We start from the raw sequence: 16003 nt of genomic DNA on the forward strand, positions 1-16003 counted from the left end.
GGGGAGTGGAACGAGGGTGCGCATGGCCGGCAGGGCTGCCGGGACGACGGACGTGGTCCCGGGTGATGAGGAACTGAGAAGACTGCTCGCGGGGCTGACCGCGGTGCGCGACGGAGACTTCGGCACCCGGTTGCCGGACGATTCCACCGGGCTCATGGGGGACATCGCCACCGTCTTCAACGGCATGGTCGACCAGTTGTCCGTGTTCACCTCCGAAGTCACCCGCGTGGCCCGCGAGGTGGGCACCGAAGGCACCCTCGGCGGGCAGGCGCGGGTGCCCGGGGTCTCCGGCACCTGGGCCGACCTGACCGACTCCGTCAACGCGATGGCGGGCAATCTCACCACCCAGGTCCGTGACATCGCCCAGGTCGCCACGGCGGTGGCCAAGGGCGACCTGTCCCAGAAGATCGACGTCGACGCACGGGGCGAGATCCTCCAGCTGAAGGAGACCGTCAACACGATGGTCGATCAGCTTTCGGCGTTTGCGGACGAGGTGACCCGGGTGGCCCGCGAGGCCGGCACCGAGGGCAGGCTCGGCGGACAGGCACAGGTTCCCGGCGTCGCCGGCGTCTGGCGGGACCTGACGGACTCGGTCAACTTCATGGCCGGGAATCTCACCGCGCAGGTGCGCAATGTCGCCCAGGTGACGACGGCCGTCGCCCAGGGCGACCTGTCACAGAAGATCACCGTGGACGCGCGTGGCGAGATCCTGGAGCTGAAGAACACCATCAACACGATGGTGGACCAGCTTTCGGCCTTTGCGGACGAGGTGACCCGGGTGGCCCGCGAGGTGGGCACCGAGGGCCGGCTCGGCGGCCAGGCGGACGTCAAGGGTGTCAAGGGCACCTGGCGGGACCTGACGGACTCGGTGAACTTCATGGCCGGGAACCTGACAGCCCAGGTGCGCAACGTGGCCCAAGTGGCCACCGCGGTGGCGCAGGGCGATCTCTCGCAGAAGATCACGGTGGACGCGCGCGGCGAGATCCTGGAGCTGAAGAACACCATCAACACGATGGTCGACCAGCTCTCGGCGTTCGCCGACGAGGTGACCCGGGTGGCGCGCGAGGTCGGCACCGAGGGCCGGCTCGGCGGGCAGGCGCAGGTGCGCGGGGTCGCCGGCACCTGGAAGGACCTGACCGACAACGTCAACGTGATGGCCTCCAACCTCACCGGCCAGGTCCGTTCGATCGCCCAGGTCGCCACCGCCGTGGCCAAGGGCGACCTCTCACAGAAGATCACCGTCGAGGCCAAGGGTGAGGTCGCCGCCCTCGCCGACGTCATCAACACCATGGTCGACACCCTCTCGGCGTTCGCGGACGAGGTGACCCGGGTGGCCCGCGAGGTGGGCACCGAGGGCCGGCTCGGCGGGCAGGCCCATGTGCCCAACGTGGCCGGTACCTGGAAGGACCTGACCGACAACGTCAACTCCATGGCCAACAACCTCACCGGCCAGGTCCGCAACATCGCGCTGGTGACGACGGCCGTGGCCAAGGGCGACCTGTCGAAGAAGATCGACGTCGACGCGCGCGGCGAGATCCTCGAACTGAAGACCACCATCAACACGATGGTCGACCAGCTCTCCGCGTTCGCCGATGAGGTGACCCGGGTGGCGCGCGAGGTCGGCACCGAGGGCCGGCTCGGCGGTCAGGCCGAGGTGGAGGGCGTCTCCGGCACCTGGAAGCGCCTCACGGAGAACGTCAACGAACTCGCCGGGAACCTCACCCGGCAGGTGCGCGCCATCGCCGACGTCGCCAGCGCCGTCGCCGAGGGCGACCTGACCCGGTCCATCACCGTCGACGCCTCGGGTGAGGTGGCCGACCTCAAGGACAACATCAACTCCATGGTGGAGTCGCTGCGCGAGACCACCCGGGCCAACCAGGAACAGGACTGGCTGAAGACGAACCTCGCCCGGATCTCCGGCCTCATGCAGGGACACCGCGACCTGCCCGTCGTCGCCGAACTCATCATGGACGAGCTGGCACCCCTGGTCCTGGCCCAGTACGGCGCCTTCTACCTCGCCGAGGACGGCCCGTCGGGACCCGAGCTGCGGCTCGTCGGCTCCTACGGCCGGCCCGAGGAGGACACCCGGCCCGACGTCATCCCCTTCGGCCGCTCCCTGGTCGGCCAGGCCGCGCGCAGCCGCCGCACCATCGCCGTGGAGGAGCTGCCGCCCGGCTACGTCACCATCTCGTCCGGACTCGGACGGATCGAACCCACCGTGCTGTTGCTGCTGCCCATCGTGTTCGAGGAGCAACTCCTCGGCGTCATCGAGCTGGCGTCCGTCACCCGGTTCACCGCGGTCCACCGGGACTTCCTGCAGCAGCTGGTGGACACCATCGGCGTCAACGTCAACACGATCGTCGCCAACGCCCGCACCGACGAACTCCTCGAAGAGTCGCAGCGCCTGACCAGTGAACTGCAGTCGCGCTCCGCGGAGTTGCAGGTCAGGCAGGAGGAACTCCAGCAGTCCAACGCCGAACTGGAGGAGAAGGCCTCGCTGCTGGCCGAGCAGAACCGGGACATCGAGGCGAAGAACCTGCAGATCGAGCAGGCTCGGCAGGAACTCGAAGCGCGTGCACAGCAATTGTCGCTCGCGTCCAAGTACAAGTCCGAGTTCCTCGCCAACATGAGCCACGAGCTGCGCACCCCGCTCAACAGCCTGCTCATCCTCGCCCAGCTGCTCGCCCAGAACCCGTCGCGCAACCTCACCCCGAAGCAGGTCGAGTACGCGGGCATCATCCACTCGGCCGGCTCGGACCTGCTTCAGCTGATCAACGACATCCTGGACCTGTCCAAGGTCGAGGCCGGCAAGATGGACGTCACCCCCGAGCGGGTGCCGCTGCGCCAGCTGATCGAGTACGTAGAAGCCACCTTCCGGCCCATGACCTCGCAGAAGAGCCTGGAGTTCACTGTCAGCACGGCCGCCGGCGCACCCGCCGACCTGCTGACCGACGACTCCCGGCTGCGGCAGATCCTGCGCAACCTGCTGTCCAACGCGGTGAAGTTCACCGAACAGGGCGGTGTCGAGCTGCGCGTGGAGCCCGCTGCCGACGACGAGGTGCCCGAGGACGTGATGCGCGGCGGCGCGGTCGTCGCGTTCCGCGTGAAGGACACCGGTATCGGAATTCCGGAACAGCAACTGGAGTCCGTCTTCGGGGCGTTCCAGCAGGCGGACGGCACGACGAGCCGCAAGTACGGAGGCACCGGCCTCGGCCTGTCCATCACCCGGGAGATCGCCCACCTGCTCGGCGGCGCCGTCGCCGTCGACAGCACACCCGGCAAGGGCAGCACCTTCACGCTCTTCCTGCCCGTCGCCCGGCCCGACTTCGACGCGCTGCTGCGCGCTGGACGCACGGCGCCGAAGGCGGCCGAACCGGAGCGAACGGACGCAGCGACCGGGGAAGAGCCCACGGCAGCAGCGCCGCTCGACCGTGCGAAGAGGCGGCGCGCGCGCCGGCTGCTGGTCGTCGAGGAGCGGCCGCGCGGCCTGCTGACACTCGTTGCGGAGAGCGTGGTCGGCGACCTCCGGCACGGCCACGCCGACGGCGCCGGTGTGGCCGTCGACATCATCACCGCGATCGGCGCCCAGGAGGCGGCCGGTGCCCTCGCTGCCGAGTCCTGCCATTGTGTCGTCGTGGACCTGGGCCTGCCGGACGGGGAGTCGGCCCGGTTCCTGGAGGCGCTGCGCGCAGACTCGGCTCTCTCGGGCGTCCCCGTGCTGGTGCACAGCTCCCTGCGTGCCGAGCAACCGGCTGGGGAGCCGGGCGGCTCGCTGGAGCACCTGTCCAGCCTGGACGAGCTGCGGGAGCGGATCGCCCTGCACCTGTCGGCCGAGGAGCCCGGCGAGGTGCTCACCCTGGTCCGCACCGAGGAACCACAGCACACGGCGGCGGACTTCGGTGACGAGCACACCCGCGGGCGTACCGTCCTCGTCGTCGACGACGACGCGCGGAACCTCTTCGCGCTCAGCGGCATCCTCGAACTGCACGGCTTCCGCGTCCTGCACGCCGACAACGGCCGCAAGGGCATCGAGACGCTCGTCAACAACCCGGACGTCGAACTCGTACTGATGGACGTGATGATGCCCGAGATGGACGGGTACACGGCAACGACCGAGATCCGCAAGATGCCGCAGTACGCCGACCTGCCGGTCATCGCCGTCACCGCCAAGGCGATGCAGGGTGACCGGGACAAGAGCCTCGCCTCCGGCGCCAGCGACTACGTCACAAAACCGGTGGACACCCATGATCTCATCGCCTGCGTCCGGCGCTGGCTCCCCGCATGACGGCGGCGACGGCACCGCTCACCCGCCCGTCCGCAGGCCGAGGAGTACCGAACCGGTGAACAGTCATGAACCGTCTGCCGGAGCGGACGCACCGACCGGCGTGCCCGCTCAGGTCCTGTCCGTGGACACCGCGCCGGCCGACGGCCCGGCGACGTCGCCGGTGGGCAGGCTCGCCGCCACCGTGGAGCGGCTGCGCCGCGAGGTGCGGTCCGCGCAGGCGGAGGCTGAGGGCAGGGCGCTGATCGAGCTGGCCAAGGGCATCCTGGTGGAACGCCTGGGCTGCGGCCCCGCCCAGGCTGCCCGCCAGCTCGCCGAACTCGCCGAGCAGGCTCAGATGACCCCGCTGGAGTTCGCGGTGGACGTCATCAACCAGGCGGCCCGGGACCGGGTCACTGAAGTCAGCGAGGCGTTCCTGTCCGTCGCCGCGGATCCCGCCGGGCCGGTCGAGGAGTCGGCCGCTGTACGGTTGCGTGCCGCCGAGAGCGGCGTGCTCGCCGCGGATGACACCCAGGCGATGGCCGACTCGCTGCTCGAACACGCCCTGCGCCCGCTCGGCGCGGTCGCCGTCGCGATCTGGGCGGCCGGCTCCGACGGGTCGCTGACCCTCGCGGGCAGCGCCGGATTCGCAGCGGCCGAGGCGGCCCGCTGGCATTACGTCCCACCCGACGTGGCCACGGTGGCCCGGCGCGGCCTCACCGAGCCGGACGGGCAGTGGCTGCCTTCGCTCACCGCCTCCGGGCTGCCCACGATCGGCCGACGGGACTACGCCGACGGCGCCCGGATCGCCGTACCCGCGGGTGCGGGCGGCCGGATCCACGGCGTCCTGGAGATCGCCTGGCCGGGGCCCGAGGAGCCGCTGCCGCGCCCTGTGGTGCGGCAGGTGGAGGCGCTCGCCGAGCTCTGCGCGCACACCCTGGAGACCTTCGTGCTGCCCTCCGCGGCCACGCAGGAGCTCCGGGTGCTGCCCGACGTGGTGGAGCTGATGGACCTGGCGGAGGGCTTGCACGACCCGGCGCTGGTCCTGGTGCCGCACCTGGACAACACCGGGCAGCTCGTCGACTTCCGGATCCAGCACGTCAACAGCCGCTTCCTCGACCCCGCGGGCCGGCCGCGGGCCGTCGTCGGGGGCGCCCTGCTGCTGGAGGCCTACCCCATGGCCGCCGGCTCCAGCGAGCTGTTCCAGCGCGTGGAACGGGTCTATGCCACAGGCGAGCCGTTCCGCGCCAGTCGCATGCGGCTCACCGCGTTGGTCGACCAGGTGCCGCTCTCCGCGGTCGCGGACATCAGCATCAGCCGGCACGGCTGCAGCGTGCTGCTCATCTGGCGCATCGAGGACGAGGCCGCGCGGCTGGCCAGCCTGCTGCAGCACGCCCAGCGGCTCGGGCGGATCGGTGGCTTCGAGGAGAACCTGCTGACCGGCGAGATCACCTGGAACGGCCAGCTGTTCAACCTGTACGGGCGCCCGACCACCAGCCCGCCGGTCCCCCTGGAGGACCTGCCCGCTCACGCCCACTCCGACGACGCCGTCGCCATCGGCCGTTTCCTGCGCGCGCTGCTGCACCACCGCAGGCCGGCGTCGGCCGCGTTCCGGCTGCTGCGTCCGGACGGGGTGACCCGGCACATCCGCGTGGTCGCCGAACCGGTCCTCGACACCGACGGTGAGCTGCTCGTCGTCCGCGGCGCCTACCAGGACATCTCGGCCCAGCACTGGACCGAGGTCGCCCTGGCCGCGACCCGCGACCAGCTCGCCCAGACCGAGCAGCAGGCTCACGAACGCAACAGGCTCACCCTCCAGCTCCAGCACGCCATCATGCCGCCCGCCCAGGCGCCGCTGCGAGTACCCGGCCTGCAGGTGGCGGTGCGCTACCGACCGGCCGAGACCGAGCAGCTGGTCGGCGGCGACTGGTACGACGCCGTCGTGCTGCCCTCCGGGCTGGTGCTGCTGTGCGTGGGGGACGTCGCCGGGCACGGCATCGAGGCGGCCACCAGCATGGTCGTGCTGCGCAACGCACTGCGCGGACTCGCCGTCACAGGGGCCGGCCCGGCCCAGCTGCTGGCCTGGCTGAACATTGTCGCCCACCATCTGACGGGCGCCGTCACCGCCACCGCCGTCTGCGGCCTGTACGACGGCGAGCGCAGGACCCTGCGCTGGGCGCGCGCGGGTCATCTCCCCCCGGTGCTGGTCCGTGAGGAGGACGCCACCGCGCTGCCCGCGCTCAAGGGGCTGCTGCTGGGTGCCCTGCCGGAGGCGGTCTACGAGGAGACCGAGGAGCAACTGGCCGCCGGGGACACCCTGCTGATGTACACCGACGGGCTGATCGAGCGCCGGGACCGCTCGGTGGAGGAGTCGCTGTCCCATCTGCTGGACACGGCGCGCTCGGCGCCGACGACCCTGGACCAGCAGCTGGACCGGTTGCTCACCTACAGCAAGTCGGACACCGACGACGACACCTGCATCGTGGGCATCAGGGTTTCCTGACCGCGGGGCCGGATCCCCCGTCGGTGAGCGGTACGGTGACGGTGACCCGCTTGCCGCGGGGCAGCCGGGTCACCTCCAGGTCGCGGGAGATCATGGCGACGAGGTGCAGCCCATGACCGCCGACCCGGCCAGGGTCGGGTGGGCGGCGCCGGGGTGTCTCGGCGGAGGTGTCCGTCACCGTGATCCGCAACCCGTCGGGCAGCACTTCCAGGCACAGGGCGCACGGGCCCGGGGCGTGTTTGGCCGCGTTGGTGACCAGTTCGCTGACGACGAGCTGGGCATCCTGCACCGAGCGTCGCGCGAGTGCGGGCCGGGCCCGGGACAGCAGGGAGGCGACGGCGTCTCTGGCGTCGCCGATGCTGGTCACGCCGGTGTCCCAGGTGCGGCTGTAGCGCAGGGGCGCGGGCCGCGCCTGCGTCATCGCGTGGGTCCTGAGCGAGATGTCCATACGTCGTTGCCCATCCTCTGGGGTCAGGGTCCCTTCCTGCGCACAGTGAGATCGTGCCGTCCCCTGGCCGGTTACCCGCTGAGCCATCGATCAAGGGGACGTTCGCCGGGAATCCTCCGGTTGCGCAGGCTCCCCTGGTGAGGGGCCGCAGCTGCGTGAGGCGCACGGGCAGCGGGCAGCGGAAACGGTCCCCGTACACCGCGGAACGGGTCCGGGAAGGCCAGCTTCCGCTGGATTTCCCGGACCCGCTCGGAGTCGAACAGCCGCGTGGACCGGCATGCCTCAGTGCTTGAAGGTGTCCTTGGCCTTCTCCTTGGCCTGCCGCGCGTCTCCGCGGGCACCCTCCATGCGCCCCTCGGCCTCCAGCCGCTCGTTGCCGACCGCGCGGCCCACGGCCTCCTTGGCCTTGCCCTTGGCCTGCTCGACCTTGCCCTTCGCCTTCTGGTTGCCAGCCATCGGTGTCACATCCCAACGTGTTCGCGGTGTCTGGACGACATTCGGCTTGCCACTGGGCCGCTGTCCAAACCACCGAGCGGGCGCGTGATTACTTACGCCTGGTTGAACAGTGCAAACTGATAAGCCTATCGTTAGTACTCATGGACACGGTTGCACTCGCCGCCGCGCTGCGGCTGGCCATGGGCCGGATCGTCCGCCGACTGCGGCAGGCGCACGCCGTCGGGGACCTGACTCTGTCCGGCGTCTCGGTGCTGGCCAGGCTGGCCCGCACCGGTCCCGACTCGCCCGGTTCGCTGGCCGAGCTGGAACGGGTCCGGCCGCAGGCGATGGCCAGCACGCTCGCGGGACTCGAACAGCGCGGACTGGTGAGCCGTACCCCGGACGCGGCCGACGGCCGCCGGGCCATCGTGTCGATCAGCGACGAGGGACGGACGGTGCTGGAACAGCGACGCTCCGAGTCCGTCGGCCGGCTCGCCCACGCCCTGGACGAGTTCACCCCGCAGGAACGGCAGGCGCTGTACGACGTACTGCCCCTGCTCGACCGGCTGGCGGAACGACTGTGACCGGCGACGTGCCCGGCACCGGCCTACGGGTCCGGTTGCTCGCCCGCTCCGCCCGGCTGCGGGACACGCCTCCGGGCCCGGGCTACAAGTGGGTCGCCCTCTCCAACACCACGCTCGGCGTGCTGATCGCCACGATGGACGCCTCCATCGTGATCATCTCGCTGCCGGCGATCTTCCGCGGGATCGGCCTGGACCCGCTCGCGGCCGGCAACATCGGCTACCTGCTGTGGATGATCCTCGGCTATCTGCTGGTCTCGGCCGTCCTGGTGGTCGTCCTCGGCCGGCTCGGCGACATGTTCGGGCGGGTACGGATCTACAACCTGGGTTTCCTGGTCTTCGCCTGCGCCTCCGTCGCCCTGTCCCTCGACCCGTTCCGGGCGGGCGCGGGCGCGCTGTGGCTGATCCTCTGGCGCATCGTGCAGGCCTTCGGCGGCTCGATGCTCACCGCCAACTCGGCCGCCATCCTCACCGACGCCTTCCCGGCCCGGCAGCGCGGCATGGCCCTCGGGGTCAACCAGATCACCGCGCTCGCCGGGCAGTTCCTCGGCCTGCTCGCCGGTGGCCTGCTCGCCGCGGTGGACTGGCGGGCGGTGTTCTGGGTGAGCGTCCCGGTCAGCGTCACCGGCACCGTCTGGTCGTATCTGAGCCTGCGCGAGACCTCGGCCGGCGGACGCGGCCGCATCGACTGGCTCGGCAACCTCACCTTCGCCTCCGGCGCCGGCATCCTGCTCGCCGGCATCACCTACGGCATCCAGCCCTACGGCGGCCAGCCCACCGGCTGGACCGATCCCTGGGTGCTCGCGGGCCTGATCGGCGGCGTGTCCCTGCTGCTGGCGTTCTGCCTGGTCGAGACGCGGGTCGCCGAGCCCATGTTCCGGCTGTCGCTGTTCAGGGTGCGGGCGTTCGCCGCCGGCAACCTGGCCGCCCTGCTGACCGCGATAGCCCGCGGCGGTCTGCAGTTCATGCTGATCATCTGGCTCCAGGGCATCTGGCTGCCCCTGCACGGCTACGACTACGAGGACACCCCGCTGTGGGCGGGCATCTTCATGCTCCCGCTCACCCTCGGCTTCCTCGTCGCCGGGCCGGTCTCCGGCTATCTCTCCGACCGGTTCGGCGCCCGTGTCTTCTCCACCGCCGGACTGGTGGTCGTCGCCGCGTCCTTCCTCGGCCTGCTGGCCCTGCCGGTGAACTTCGGCTACGGCCCCTTCGCGGCGCTGCTGCTCCTCAACGGCGTGGGCCAGGGCATGTTCTCCTCGCCGAACACCTCCTCCATCATGGGCAGCGTGCCGGCCCGCCACCGGGGCGTGGCCTCCGGGATGCGCTCCACCTTCCAGAACTCCGGCACCGCCCTGTCCATCGGCGTCTTCTTCTCGCTGATGGTCTCCGGTCTCGCGAGCACGCTGCCGAAGACGCTCAGCAGCGGGCTCCAGGCGCACGGCGTGCCCGCCGGGACCGCGCACCAGGTGGCCGCGCTGCCGCCGGTCAGCACCCTGTTCGCCACGTTCCTCGGAAACAACCCGGTCGGCCATCTGCTCGGCGACGGCGGCACCCTGGACCACCTGACCGCGGCCCAGCGGGCCACCCTGACCGGCCACACCTTCTTCCCGGAACTGGTCTCCGGGCCCTTCCACCACGGCCTGGCCGTCGTCTTCACCGTGGCCGCGGGCATGGCGCTGGTCTCCGCGGTCGCCTCCGCCCTGCGCGGTCGTCACGAGCGCGCCGACGACGACCCCCGGCAGCCAGGGCCGGGCCACCCGGCGACGGCCCGGCCCACACGCACGTCGTCCTAGCCGGCGTAGGCCCGCAGCGGGTAGTGGTCGGAGAGGTCGGTGTAGGTGTACGACGTGCCCCAGCTGGTCACGGTCCAGGGCGCCGACTCCTCCTTGACGACCTCGTTCGTCCACCCGCCGGGACGGGGGTGGCCGGCCCGGGGCAGGACGTAGTCCAGGTCCTCGCGCGGATCGCCCGGGTAGCGGTAGCGGGCGACGGAGTTCTCCCGGGTGTCGAACGAGTACGGGTGCCCGGTCCGCACGTCGGCCCCGGCCAGACCGGCGTCGGCGAGCATCGAGCCGTACTCGGCGCTGCGCGAGTCGACATTGAAGTCGCCCGCCACCAGTACCTCCTCGTCCGCCGGGATGTTCTTGGCGTCCAGGAAGGCGTCGACGGTCTGGAACTGACGGCTGCGATCCCGCGCCGCCTCACCCGCGCCGCAGCCCGAGTCCGTGGACTGCGTATGGGTGCCGATCACATGCACCCTGGTGCCGATCACATTCAACACCACATAGGCGAAGCCCTTGTTGGACCACCAGTCCGAGCCGCACGCGTCCTTGTAGACGTACTGCTCCCGGTGCACGATCGGCCACCGGCTCAGCACGGTCACCCCGCCGTCCTCCGGCGTGGTCGACGAGTACGCCCCGCCGGTCGCGTCCCAGCCGTCGCGGCTCCGCCCCACCACCGGGGTCTGGTACGGGTACTGGGCCGCCGCCGCGCTCTTCAGCGCGTCCGACGAGGAGTTGTCGAACGCCTCCTCGAGCACCACCACGTCGTTGCCCCGGAAGAAGGACGCCTTCGGTATCTCGGCGGCCCGGTGGTCCTGCCCCCAGTTCGGGTAGAGGTTCTTGCTCATCAGGAAGACGTTGTACGTCAGGACCTTCAGCGCGGGTGCCGGTGCGGCCGCGGCCGCGGGCGTGGGGCCGGCGAGCGCGGCGGCGGGCAGGGCGAGGGCGAGCACGGCAGCGGCGAGAGCGCGGCGCGGTGCGAAGGACGTCACTGGATCTCCCTGTCGATGAAGGGGCTGAGTGGCGCCGCACATCAAACCACTGCGGATTACCCACAGGTAACACCCAGGAGCGCACCAGTTGGCCGCCGGTGGAGGAACGGGGCGCGTGACACGCACTCCGGCCAGGGGGGGAGGGGAAACGCGCCGGGTGGGCTGCTTGCCTTTTCGTCATATGACGGAACAAGGTGGGAAGAGGTGACGGTCAGGAAGCGGCCGGGGGCCGGCGAGCTGATCGAGGTGTGTGGTGAGCCAGTGTGCGCAGTCCGTGGGTGGTGCACCGTGACGGGGAGGGCCACGGTGACCGTGCAGCCGGTGACCGAGCGGGCGGTGGTGCTGCGACTGTCGGGAACTCTCGACGCCCAGGACGCCGGAGTGCTCGGACGCGAGCTGGCCGTGCGGCTGAGGAGGGCCGACGAGCGGGGCCTCCGGCTCGTCCTGGACATGTCGGCGGTGCATCGCGTGAGCGGCACCGCGGTGCACACCCTCGACGCCCACACCCGGCACCGCGCCGCCGAGCCCGTCCTGGTGACGGGAGCCACCGCCCAGGTCCGCCGGGTGCTCACGACGACATCCCTGCCGGGCATCCGGCTGTACCCGAGCCTTGAGGGCGCCCTCGCCGTCGTGTGCGGCACTCGCGCGGACCAGGCCGAGAAGCCCCCGTCCTACCCGGCGGAGAACACCTCGGGCGAGGTCTTCGGGCTGCGGGCCAAGGCCCGTACCAGCGGGATCATCGGGATGGCCCAGGGCATCCTGATCGCCCGTTACGCCCTGACCGGCCCGGCCGACGCCTTCGCCCTGCTGCGCGCGGCCTCCCAGCACCACAACGTGCCCGTGCGCGTGGTGGCCTCGGCGGTGGTGACCGCGCCACCGCCATGGACGGCCCAGCAGTGGTTCCCCGGGCGCCGGCACACCCCGCCGCCGGTCCTAGGGCTGCCGCAGGCCGACCGGGTCGACCCACGCGACCGACGGCACGTCCTGAGAGCGGCCGTGTACGCGGCGGTGACACTGGGGGACGCCGACGCGGCCGAGATCCACCTCACCGACAGCGTGCAGGACGAGGCGCTCGTGCTGGAGGCCCACCACGGACTGGACGCCGCCTACCGCGACTGCCTGGCGCTGGTCGACGGACCGCCCGCCGTGTGCGCGCGGGCTCGGGGCGAAGGGCGGCCGGTGACCGTGCCGGACGTGGCCGCCGAGCCGGATCTGGCTGGTCATCCGGTGGGCCGGGCGGCGCTCGCGGTGGGCACCCGTGCGCTGCACGGTGTGCCGATGGTCACGGAGGACGGCGACTGCAACGGGGTGGTCTCGCTGCACCGTGCGGACCCCGGCGCCTGGCTGCAACCAGGTCAGGAGGCCGGCCTGGACGGCCTGGCGCGCAACCTGGCGGCGTGGCGGTCGTGGTACCGGCGCACCGTGGTGCAGGACGCGCTCGAGTACCTGCACACGCGGTGCGCCGAGGACTGAGCGGGCGGCGCCGGTCGGGTCAGCACTCGCGTCGCCGTCGCAGGGCATGCCGTACGGCGAAGGCCGCGACCAGGGCGGCGGCGGTGAACAGGACGTAGAGCTGGTAGCGCGAGACCTCGTCGTAGACGGTCGTGATGTGGTTGCCCACCAGGTAGGCCAGGGTCGTCCACAGGCCGACCCAGAGGGCGGCGCCGAGCGCGTTGAAGGCGAGGAAGCGGCGCCAGTGCATGCGCGTGGTGCCGGCGATGATGCCGTTGGCCTGGCGCAGGCCCTCGACGAACCGGGCCACGGTCACGATCTTGCCGCCGTGCCGGCCGAAGAACTCCTCGGCGGCCTCGAACCGCTTCGGCGTCAGGAAGACGTATCGTCCCCACCGGTGCACGAAGGGCCGCCCGCCGATCCGGCCGATCAGATAGCCGATGTTGTCTCCGATGACGGCGGCGGTGAACGCGATGACCGCCACGGCGACGACGTTCAGCCGACCCGCGCCCGCGTACACCCCCGCGGCCAGCAGGATGGTCTCGCCGGGGGCGGGGACGCCGAAGTCCTCCACGAAGACCACGGCCCCCACGGCCCAGTAGCCGTAGTGGCCGAGGAGCGGCGCCAGATGCGCCAGCGGACCCGGAAGCGGAGGGGCGGCCATGCCTCCACGGTACGTCGGCGCGATCAGCGGGCCTGTGCCTGGCTCCGGGGGCGACCTGCGCCGGGGCCGGCGACGACGGGTGGCAGGACAGGGGAGTGCGCTAGGGACCGACGGGGTCGGTGCCCTCGTCGTCACCGGCGGCGGGCTGACACGTGCGGCACAGTTCATGGTCCCCGTCGCGGGTGACGACCGTTCCCCACCCGAGGCACTGCTCGCAGTCGCGGGCGACGGTCAGGTCGGGGTGGGGAGGCAGAAGGGGGCTGCGGTGGACTCCGTATGCCATGCGGTGAGCGGCTCCTCGAAAGTCGCGGACGGACGCAAGGGGAAGAGGGCAAGGGAATCGGTGGGGAGCTGGTGACAACGCTGTCCGAGCTGTCTCCATTATGTCCTACTTTTCTAGTATGTCCAGTGTTCCTGGCACTCGGTGCCGGATTTTTCCGGCACCGAGTGCCCCACGTGCTGCCGCTGCGAGGTGGCGCGCCGTCGCGTCCTACAGGTCCGGGTCCCAGGCCACGAGCTGGTCGCAGAGGTGTCGGCCTGCTGCCGGGCACGGGCCGCGCGGCCTCGGACCGGGGCGGGCTAGAGTCTTCGCCGATCACCGGTACGGGCGAGGGGCGGGCGACAGTGGCGACGACGGAGCCCGGCGCGGTGAGTGACCTGCCGGTGCCGACGCGGAGCCGCATGGTCGTCGGATGGCTCCTGGTCGTGCTGCTGGCCGCCCCGACCACCTCGCTGCTGGGCGCCCTCGACGCCGGACTGGGCGGGGTGCTGGGTGCCATCACCCTCCTCCTGAGCTACCACCTGATCGTCCGGCGCCTGATCCTGCACCGGAACGCGGTGCCCAGGCGGGTCAAGGTCTGCTACGCGCTGGCGTCGATCGCGCTCGCCGCGGGCGCCGTCTACGCTTCACCCGCCAGACTGGTCGCCTTCGGCAAGCAAGGTGTCGGCTCCATCGACTACCAGGACCGTCGGCAGGGCAGCCACGGGACGTACATGCAGTGCTACGTCCAGGACCCCGACGGCAATGTCGATCAACTGCCGTCCGGCGGCGCCTGCCCGCACCCGGAGGGGACGCCCGTCACCATGGTCTACAGCGCCGACGGGATCGGGGGGCCGCTGCTGGGTTCCAGGTCCTCCTACACCGAGGCAGTCGTCCTCTGTGCGGCGGGCGAGCTGACGGGCTACTCCCTGATGGTCGCCGCCGCCGTCCTCACGGTCCGCCGGTTCGCGGTCTGACGGTGCGCGACGAGCAGCCGCTGCCACGGCGAAGGCGGGGTCGAGTGGTTCCGTTTCCGAACCGGCCATGGGGGCAGGCGGTGACCGGTGGAGCGAGAGAAGGAGGCGCTCGTGAGCGGTGTGACGTCGGACGAGCAGCGGCCGGGCCCCGATCGGCCGCCGGTCCCCGAGGCCGTGGCACGACTGCCCCGCCCGGTCCGCGAGGACCTCATCCGCAGGCTGCGCCGGAGGCGGAGCGCCTTCGGTGAGGACGACGTCCAGGTCGTCGAGCGTCCACTGCTCCGGCGCGCCGTCGGCGCCTCCGCTCTCGGCAACTGCATGGAGTGGTTCGACTTCGGGGTCTACAGCTACCTCGCCGCCACCATCGGCAAGGTGTTCTTCCCGGGCGCGTCCCCGGCCGCCCAGGTCATCTCCTCCTTCGCGACCTTCGCCGCGGCCTTCGTCGTCAGGCCGATCGGCGGTCTGGTCTTCGGACCGCTCGGCGACCGGATCGGCCGGCAGAAGGTGCTCGCCACCACCATGATCATGATGGCGGTCGGCACCTTCGCCATCGGTGTCATCCCCGGGTACGGCACGATCGGCATCGCCGCACCCCTGCTGCTCCTGCTGGCCCGTATGGTCCAGGGCTTCTCCACCGGCGGTGAGTACGGCGGTGCGACCACCTTCGTCGCCGAGTACTCGCCGGACCGCCGGCGCGGGTTCCTCTCCAGCTGGCTCGACTTCGGCACCTTCGTCGGCTACGCCCTCGGCTCCGCCCTGGTCACCGTGCTCAACCTCTCCCTGACGGATGCTCAGATGCTGTCCTGGGGCTGGCGCGTCCCGTTCCTGATCGCCGGACCGCTCGGCGTGATCGGCCTCTACATGCGGCTCCGGCTGGAGGAGTCCCCGGCCTTCCAGCAGCAGCTGGACGAACACGAGAAGAGCCTCGCGCAGGAGTCCGCGGGCAGCGAGTTCAAGGACATCGTCCGCAACCACTGGCGGCCGCTGCTGGTCTGCATGGGCCTGGTGCTGCTGTACAACGTCACCAACTACATGGTCACCGGCTATCTGCCGACCTATCAGACCGAGACCCTGAACCGGTCCAGCAGCTCCGCGGACGTCCTGGTGCTGGTGGGCATGCTGTGGATCGTCGTACTGGTCACCTTCCTCGGGCGGCTCAGCGACCGCGTCGGCCGGCGGCCCGTCTACGCCGTCGCCGCCGCCGCGATGATCGTGCTGTCCGTGCCCGCCTTCCTGCTGGTCAAGGCACACGGCACCTGGCCGCCGATCCTCGGGGTCCTGATCCTGTCCACGCTGCTCGCCTGCTTCGCCGCGCCGAGCGCGGCAACGCTGCCCGCCCTGTTCCCGACCGCCGTCCGTTACGCGGCGATGGGTATCGGCTTCAACTTCGCCGTCGCCGCGTTCGGCGGCACCACGCCCCTGGTCACGGCCGCGCTGGTCACCGCCACCGGGGACGACCTGATGCCGGCGTACTACCTGATGCTGGCGGGTGCCATCGGCCTGCTCACCGTCAAGTTCCTTCCCGAGAGCGCCCAGGTGCCGCTCAAGGGCTCGCAGCCGATGGTCGGTTCGCGTGCGGAGCGGCGCGAACTGATCCTCGCCTCCGAGGAACTCCACGCGTGCGCGCGGGAGCCGCAGCGGCGCGGCTGA

General features: G+C 71.2%; 12 protein-coding genes. 7 read left to right on the forward strand and 5 right to left on the reverse strand.

Going from position 1 to position 16003, the window contains the following annotated elements; all coding sequences use genetic code 11:
• The first annotated feature begins 22 nt into the window (after nucleotides 1-22).
• Together IE244_RS13500 and IE244_RS13505 are read left to right on the forward strand one after the other, a co-directional pair.
• Nucleotides 23-4285 (forward strand): HAMP domain-containing protein, encoded by a 4263-nt coding sequence (locus IE244_RS13500; RefSeq protein ID WP_191873753.1) that lies wholly within the window; start codon nucleotides 23-25, stop codon nucleotides 4283-4285.
• Complete coding sequence (locus IE244_RS13505) at nucleotides 4245-6764, forward strand: SpoIIE family protein phosphatase (protein WP_373305740.1); 2520 nt, start codon at nucleotides 4245-4247, stop codon at nucleotides 6762-6764. Before IE244_RS13500 ends, IE244_RS13505 begins: the two co-directional genes overlap by 41 nt.
• Here IE244_RS13505 and IE244_RS13510 read toward each other — a convergent pair.
• Nucleotides 6751-7212 carry an ATP-binding protein gene (locus tag IE244_RS13510; protein ID WP_191873755.1) on the reverse strand — a complete coding sequence of 154 codons (462 nt, stop codon included), beginning with the start codon at nucleotides 7210-7212 and terminating at the stop codon, nucleotides 6751-6753. The two genes, IE244_RS13505 and IE244_RS13510, sit on opposite strands and share 14 nt — an antisense overlap.
• A gap of 282 nt (nucleotides 7213-7494) precedes the next feature.
• Entirely contained in the window at nucleotides 7495-7668 is a 174-nt protein-coding gene (locus IE244_RS13515) for a CsbD family protein (protein WP_191873756.1), read from the reverse strand.
• Nucleotides 7669-7808: 140 nt separating this feature from the next.
• Between IE244_RS13515 and IE244_RS13520 the strand changes: the two genes are divergently transcribed.
• Nucleotides 7809-8231 (forward strand): MarR family winged helix-turn-helix transcriptional regulator, encoded by a 423-nt coding sequence (locus tag IE244_RS13520; protein WP_191873757.1) that lies wholly within the window; start codon nucleotides 7809-7811, stop codon nucleotides 8229-8231.
• A 134-nt stretch (nucleotides 8232-8365) separates the two neighbouring features.
• Nucleotides 8366-10021 (forward strand): MFS transporter, encoded by a 1656-nt coding sequence (locus tag IE244_RS13525; RefSeq protein WP_229854132.1) that lies wholly within the window; start codon nucleotides 8366-8368, stop codon nucleotides 10019-10021.
• Here IE244_RS13525 and sph read toward each other — a convergent pair.
• The gene (gene sph / locus IE244_RS13530) at nucleotides 10018-11043 is read right to left on the reverse strand and encodes a sphingomyelin phosphodiesterase (RefSeq protein ID WP_191873758.1); all 1026 of its coding nucleotides are present in this window, start codon (nucleotides 11041-11043) and stop codon (nucleotides 10018-10020) included. The genes IE244_RS13525 and sph overlap by 4 nt on opposite strands.
• 264 nt (nucleotides 11044-11307) lie before the next feature.
• Between sph and IE244_RS13535 the strand changes: the two genes are divergently transcribed.
• A complete protein-coding gene (locus IE244_RS13535) occupies nucleotides 11308-12474 on the forward strand; it encodes an ANTAR domain-containing protein (RefSeq protein WP_191873759.1) in 1167 nt (388 codons plus the stop codon).
• 19 nt (nucleotides 12475-12493) lie between these two features.
• On the opposite strand, the gene IE244_RS13540 is transcribed toward IE244_RS13535, so the two are convergent.
• Together IE244_RS13540 and IE244_RS13545 are read right to left on the reverse strand one after the other, a co-directional pair.
• A complete protein-coding gene (locus tag IE244_RS13540) occupies nucleotides 12494-13117 on the reverse strand; it encodes a DedA family protein (protein WP_191873760.1) in 624 nt (207 codons plus the stop codon).
• A gap of 100 nt (nucleotides 13118-13217) precedes the next feature.
• Nucleotides 13218-13400, reverse strand: a complete 183-nt coding sequence (locus IE244_RS13545) for a hypothetical protein (RefSeq protein ID WP_191873761.1) — start codon at nucleotides 13398-13400, stop codon at nucleotides 13218-13220.
• A 365-nt stretch (nucleotides 13401-13765) separates the two neighbouring features.
• Here IE244_RS13545 and IE244_RS13550 point away from each other — a divergent pair, with 365 nt between their 5' ends.
• The gene (locus IE244_RS13550) at nucleotides 13766-14353 is read left to right on the forward strand and encodes a hypothetical protein (RefSeq protein WP_191873762.1); all 588 of its coding nucleotides are present in this window, start codon (nucleotides 13766-13768) and stop codon (nucleotides 14351-14353) included.
• Between the two features lie 111 nt (nucleotides 14354-14464).
• Nucleotides 14465-16003: an MFS transporter gene (locus IE244_RS13555; RefSeq protein ID WP_191873763.1), complete on the forward strand. Its 1539-nt coding sequence runs from the start codon at nucleotides 14465-14467 to the stop codon at nucleotides 16001-16003.

Origin of the sequence: Streptomyces filipinensis, assembly GCF_014649495.1 — a bacterium.
Taxonomy (GTDB): domain Bacteria; phylum Actinomycetota; class Actinomycetes; order Streptomycetales; family Streptomycetaceae; genus Streptomyces; species Streptomyces filipinensis.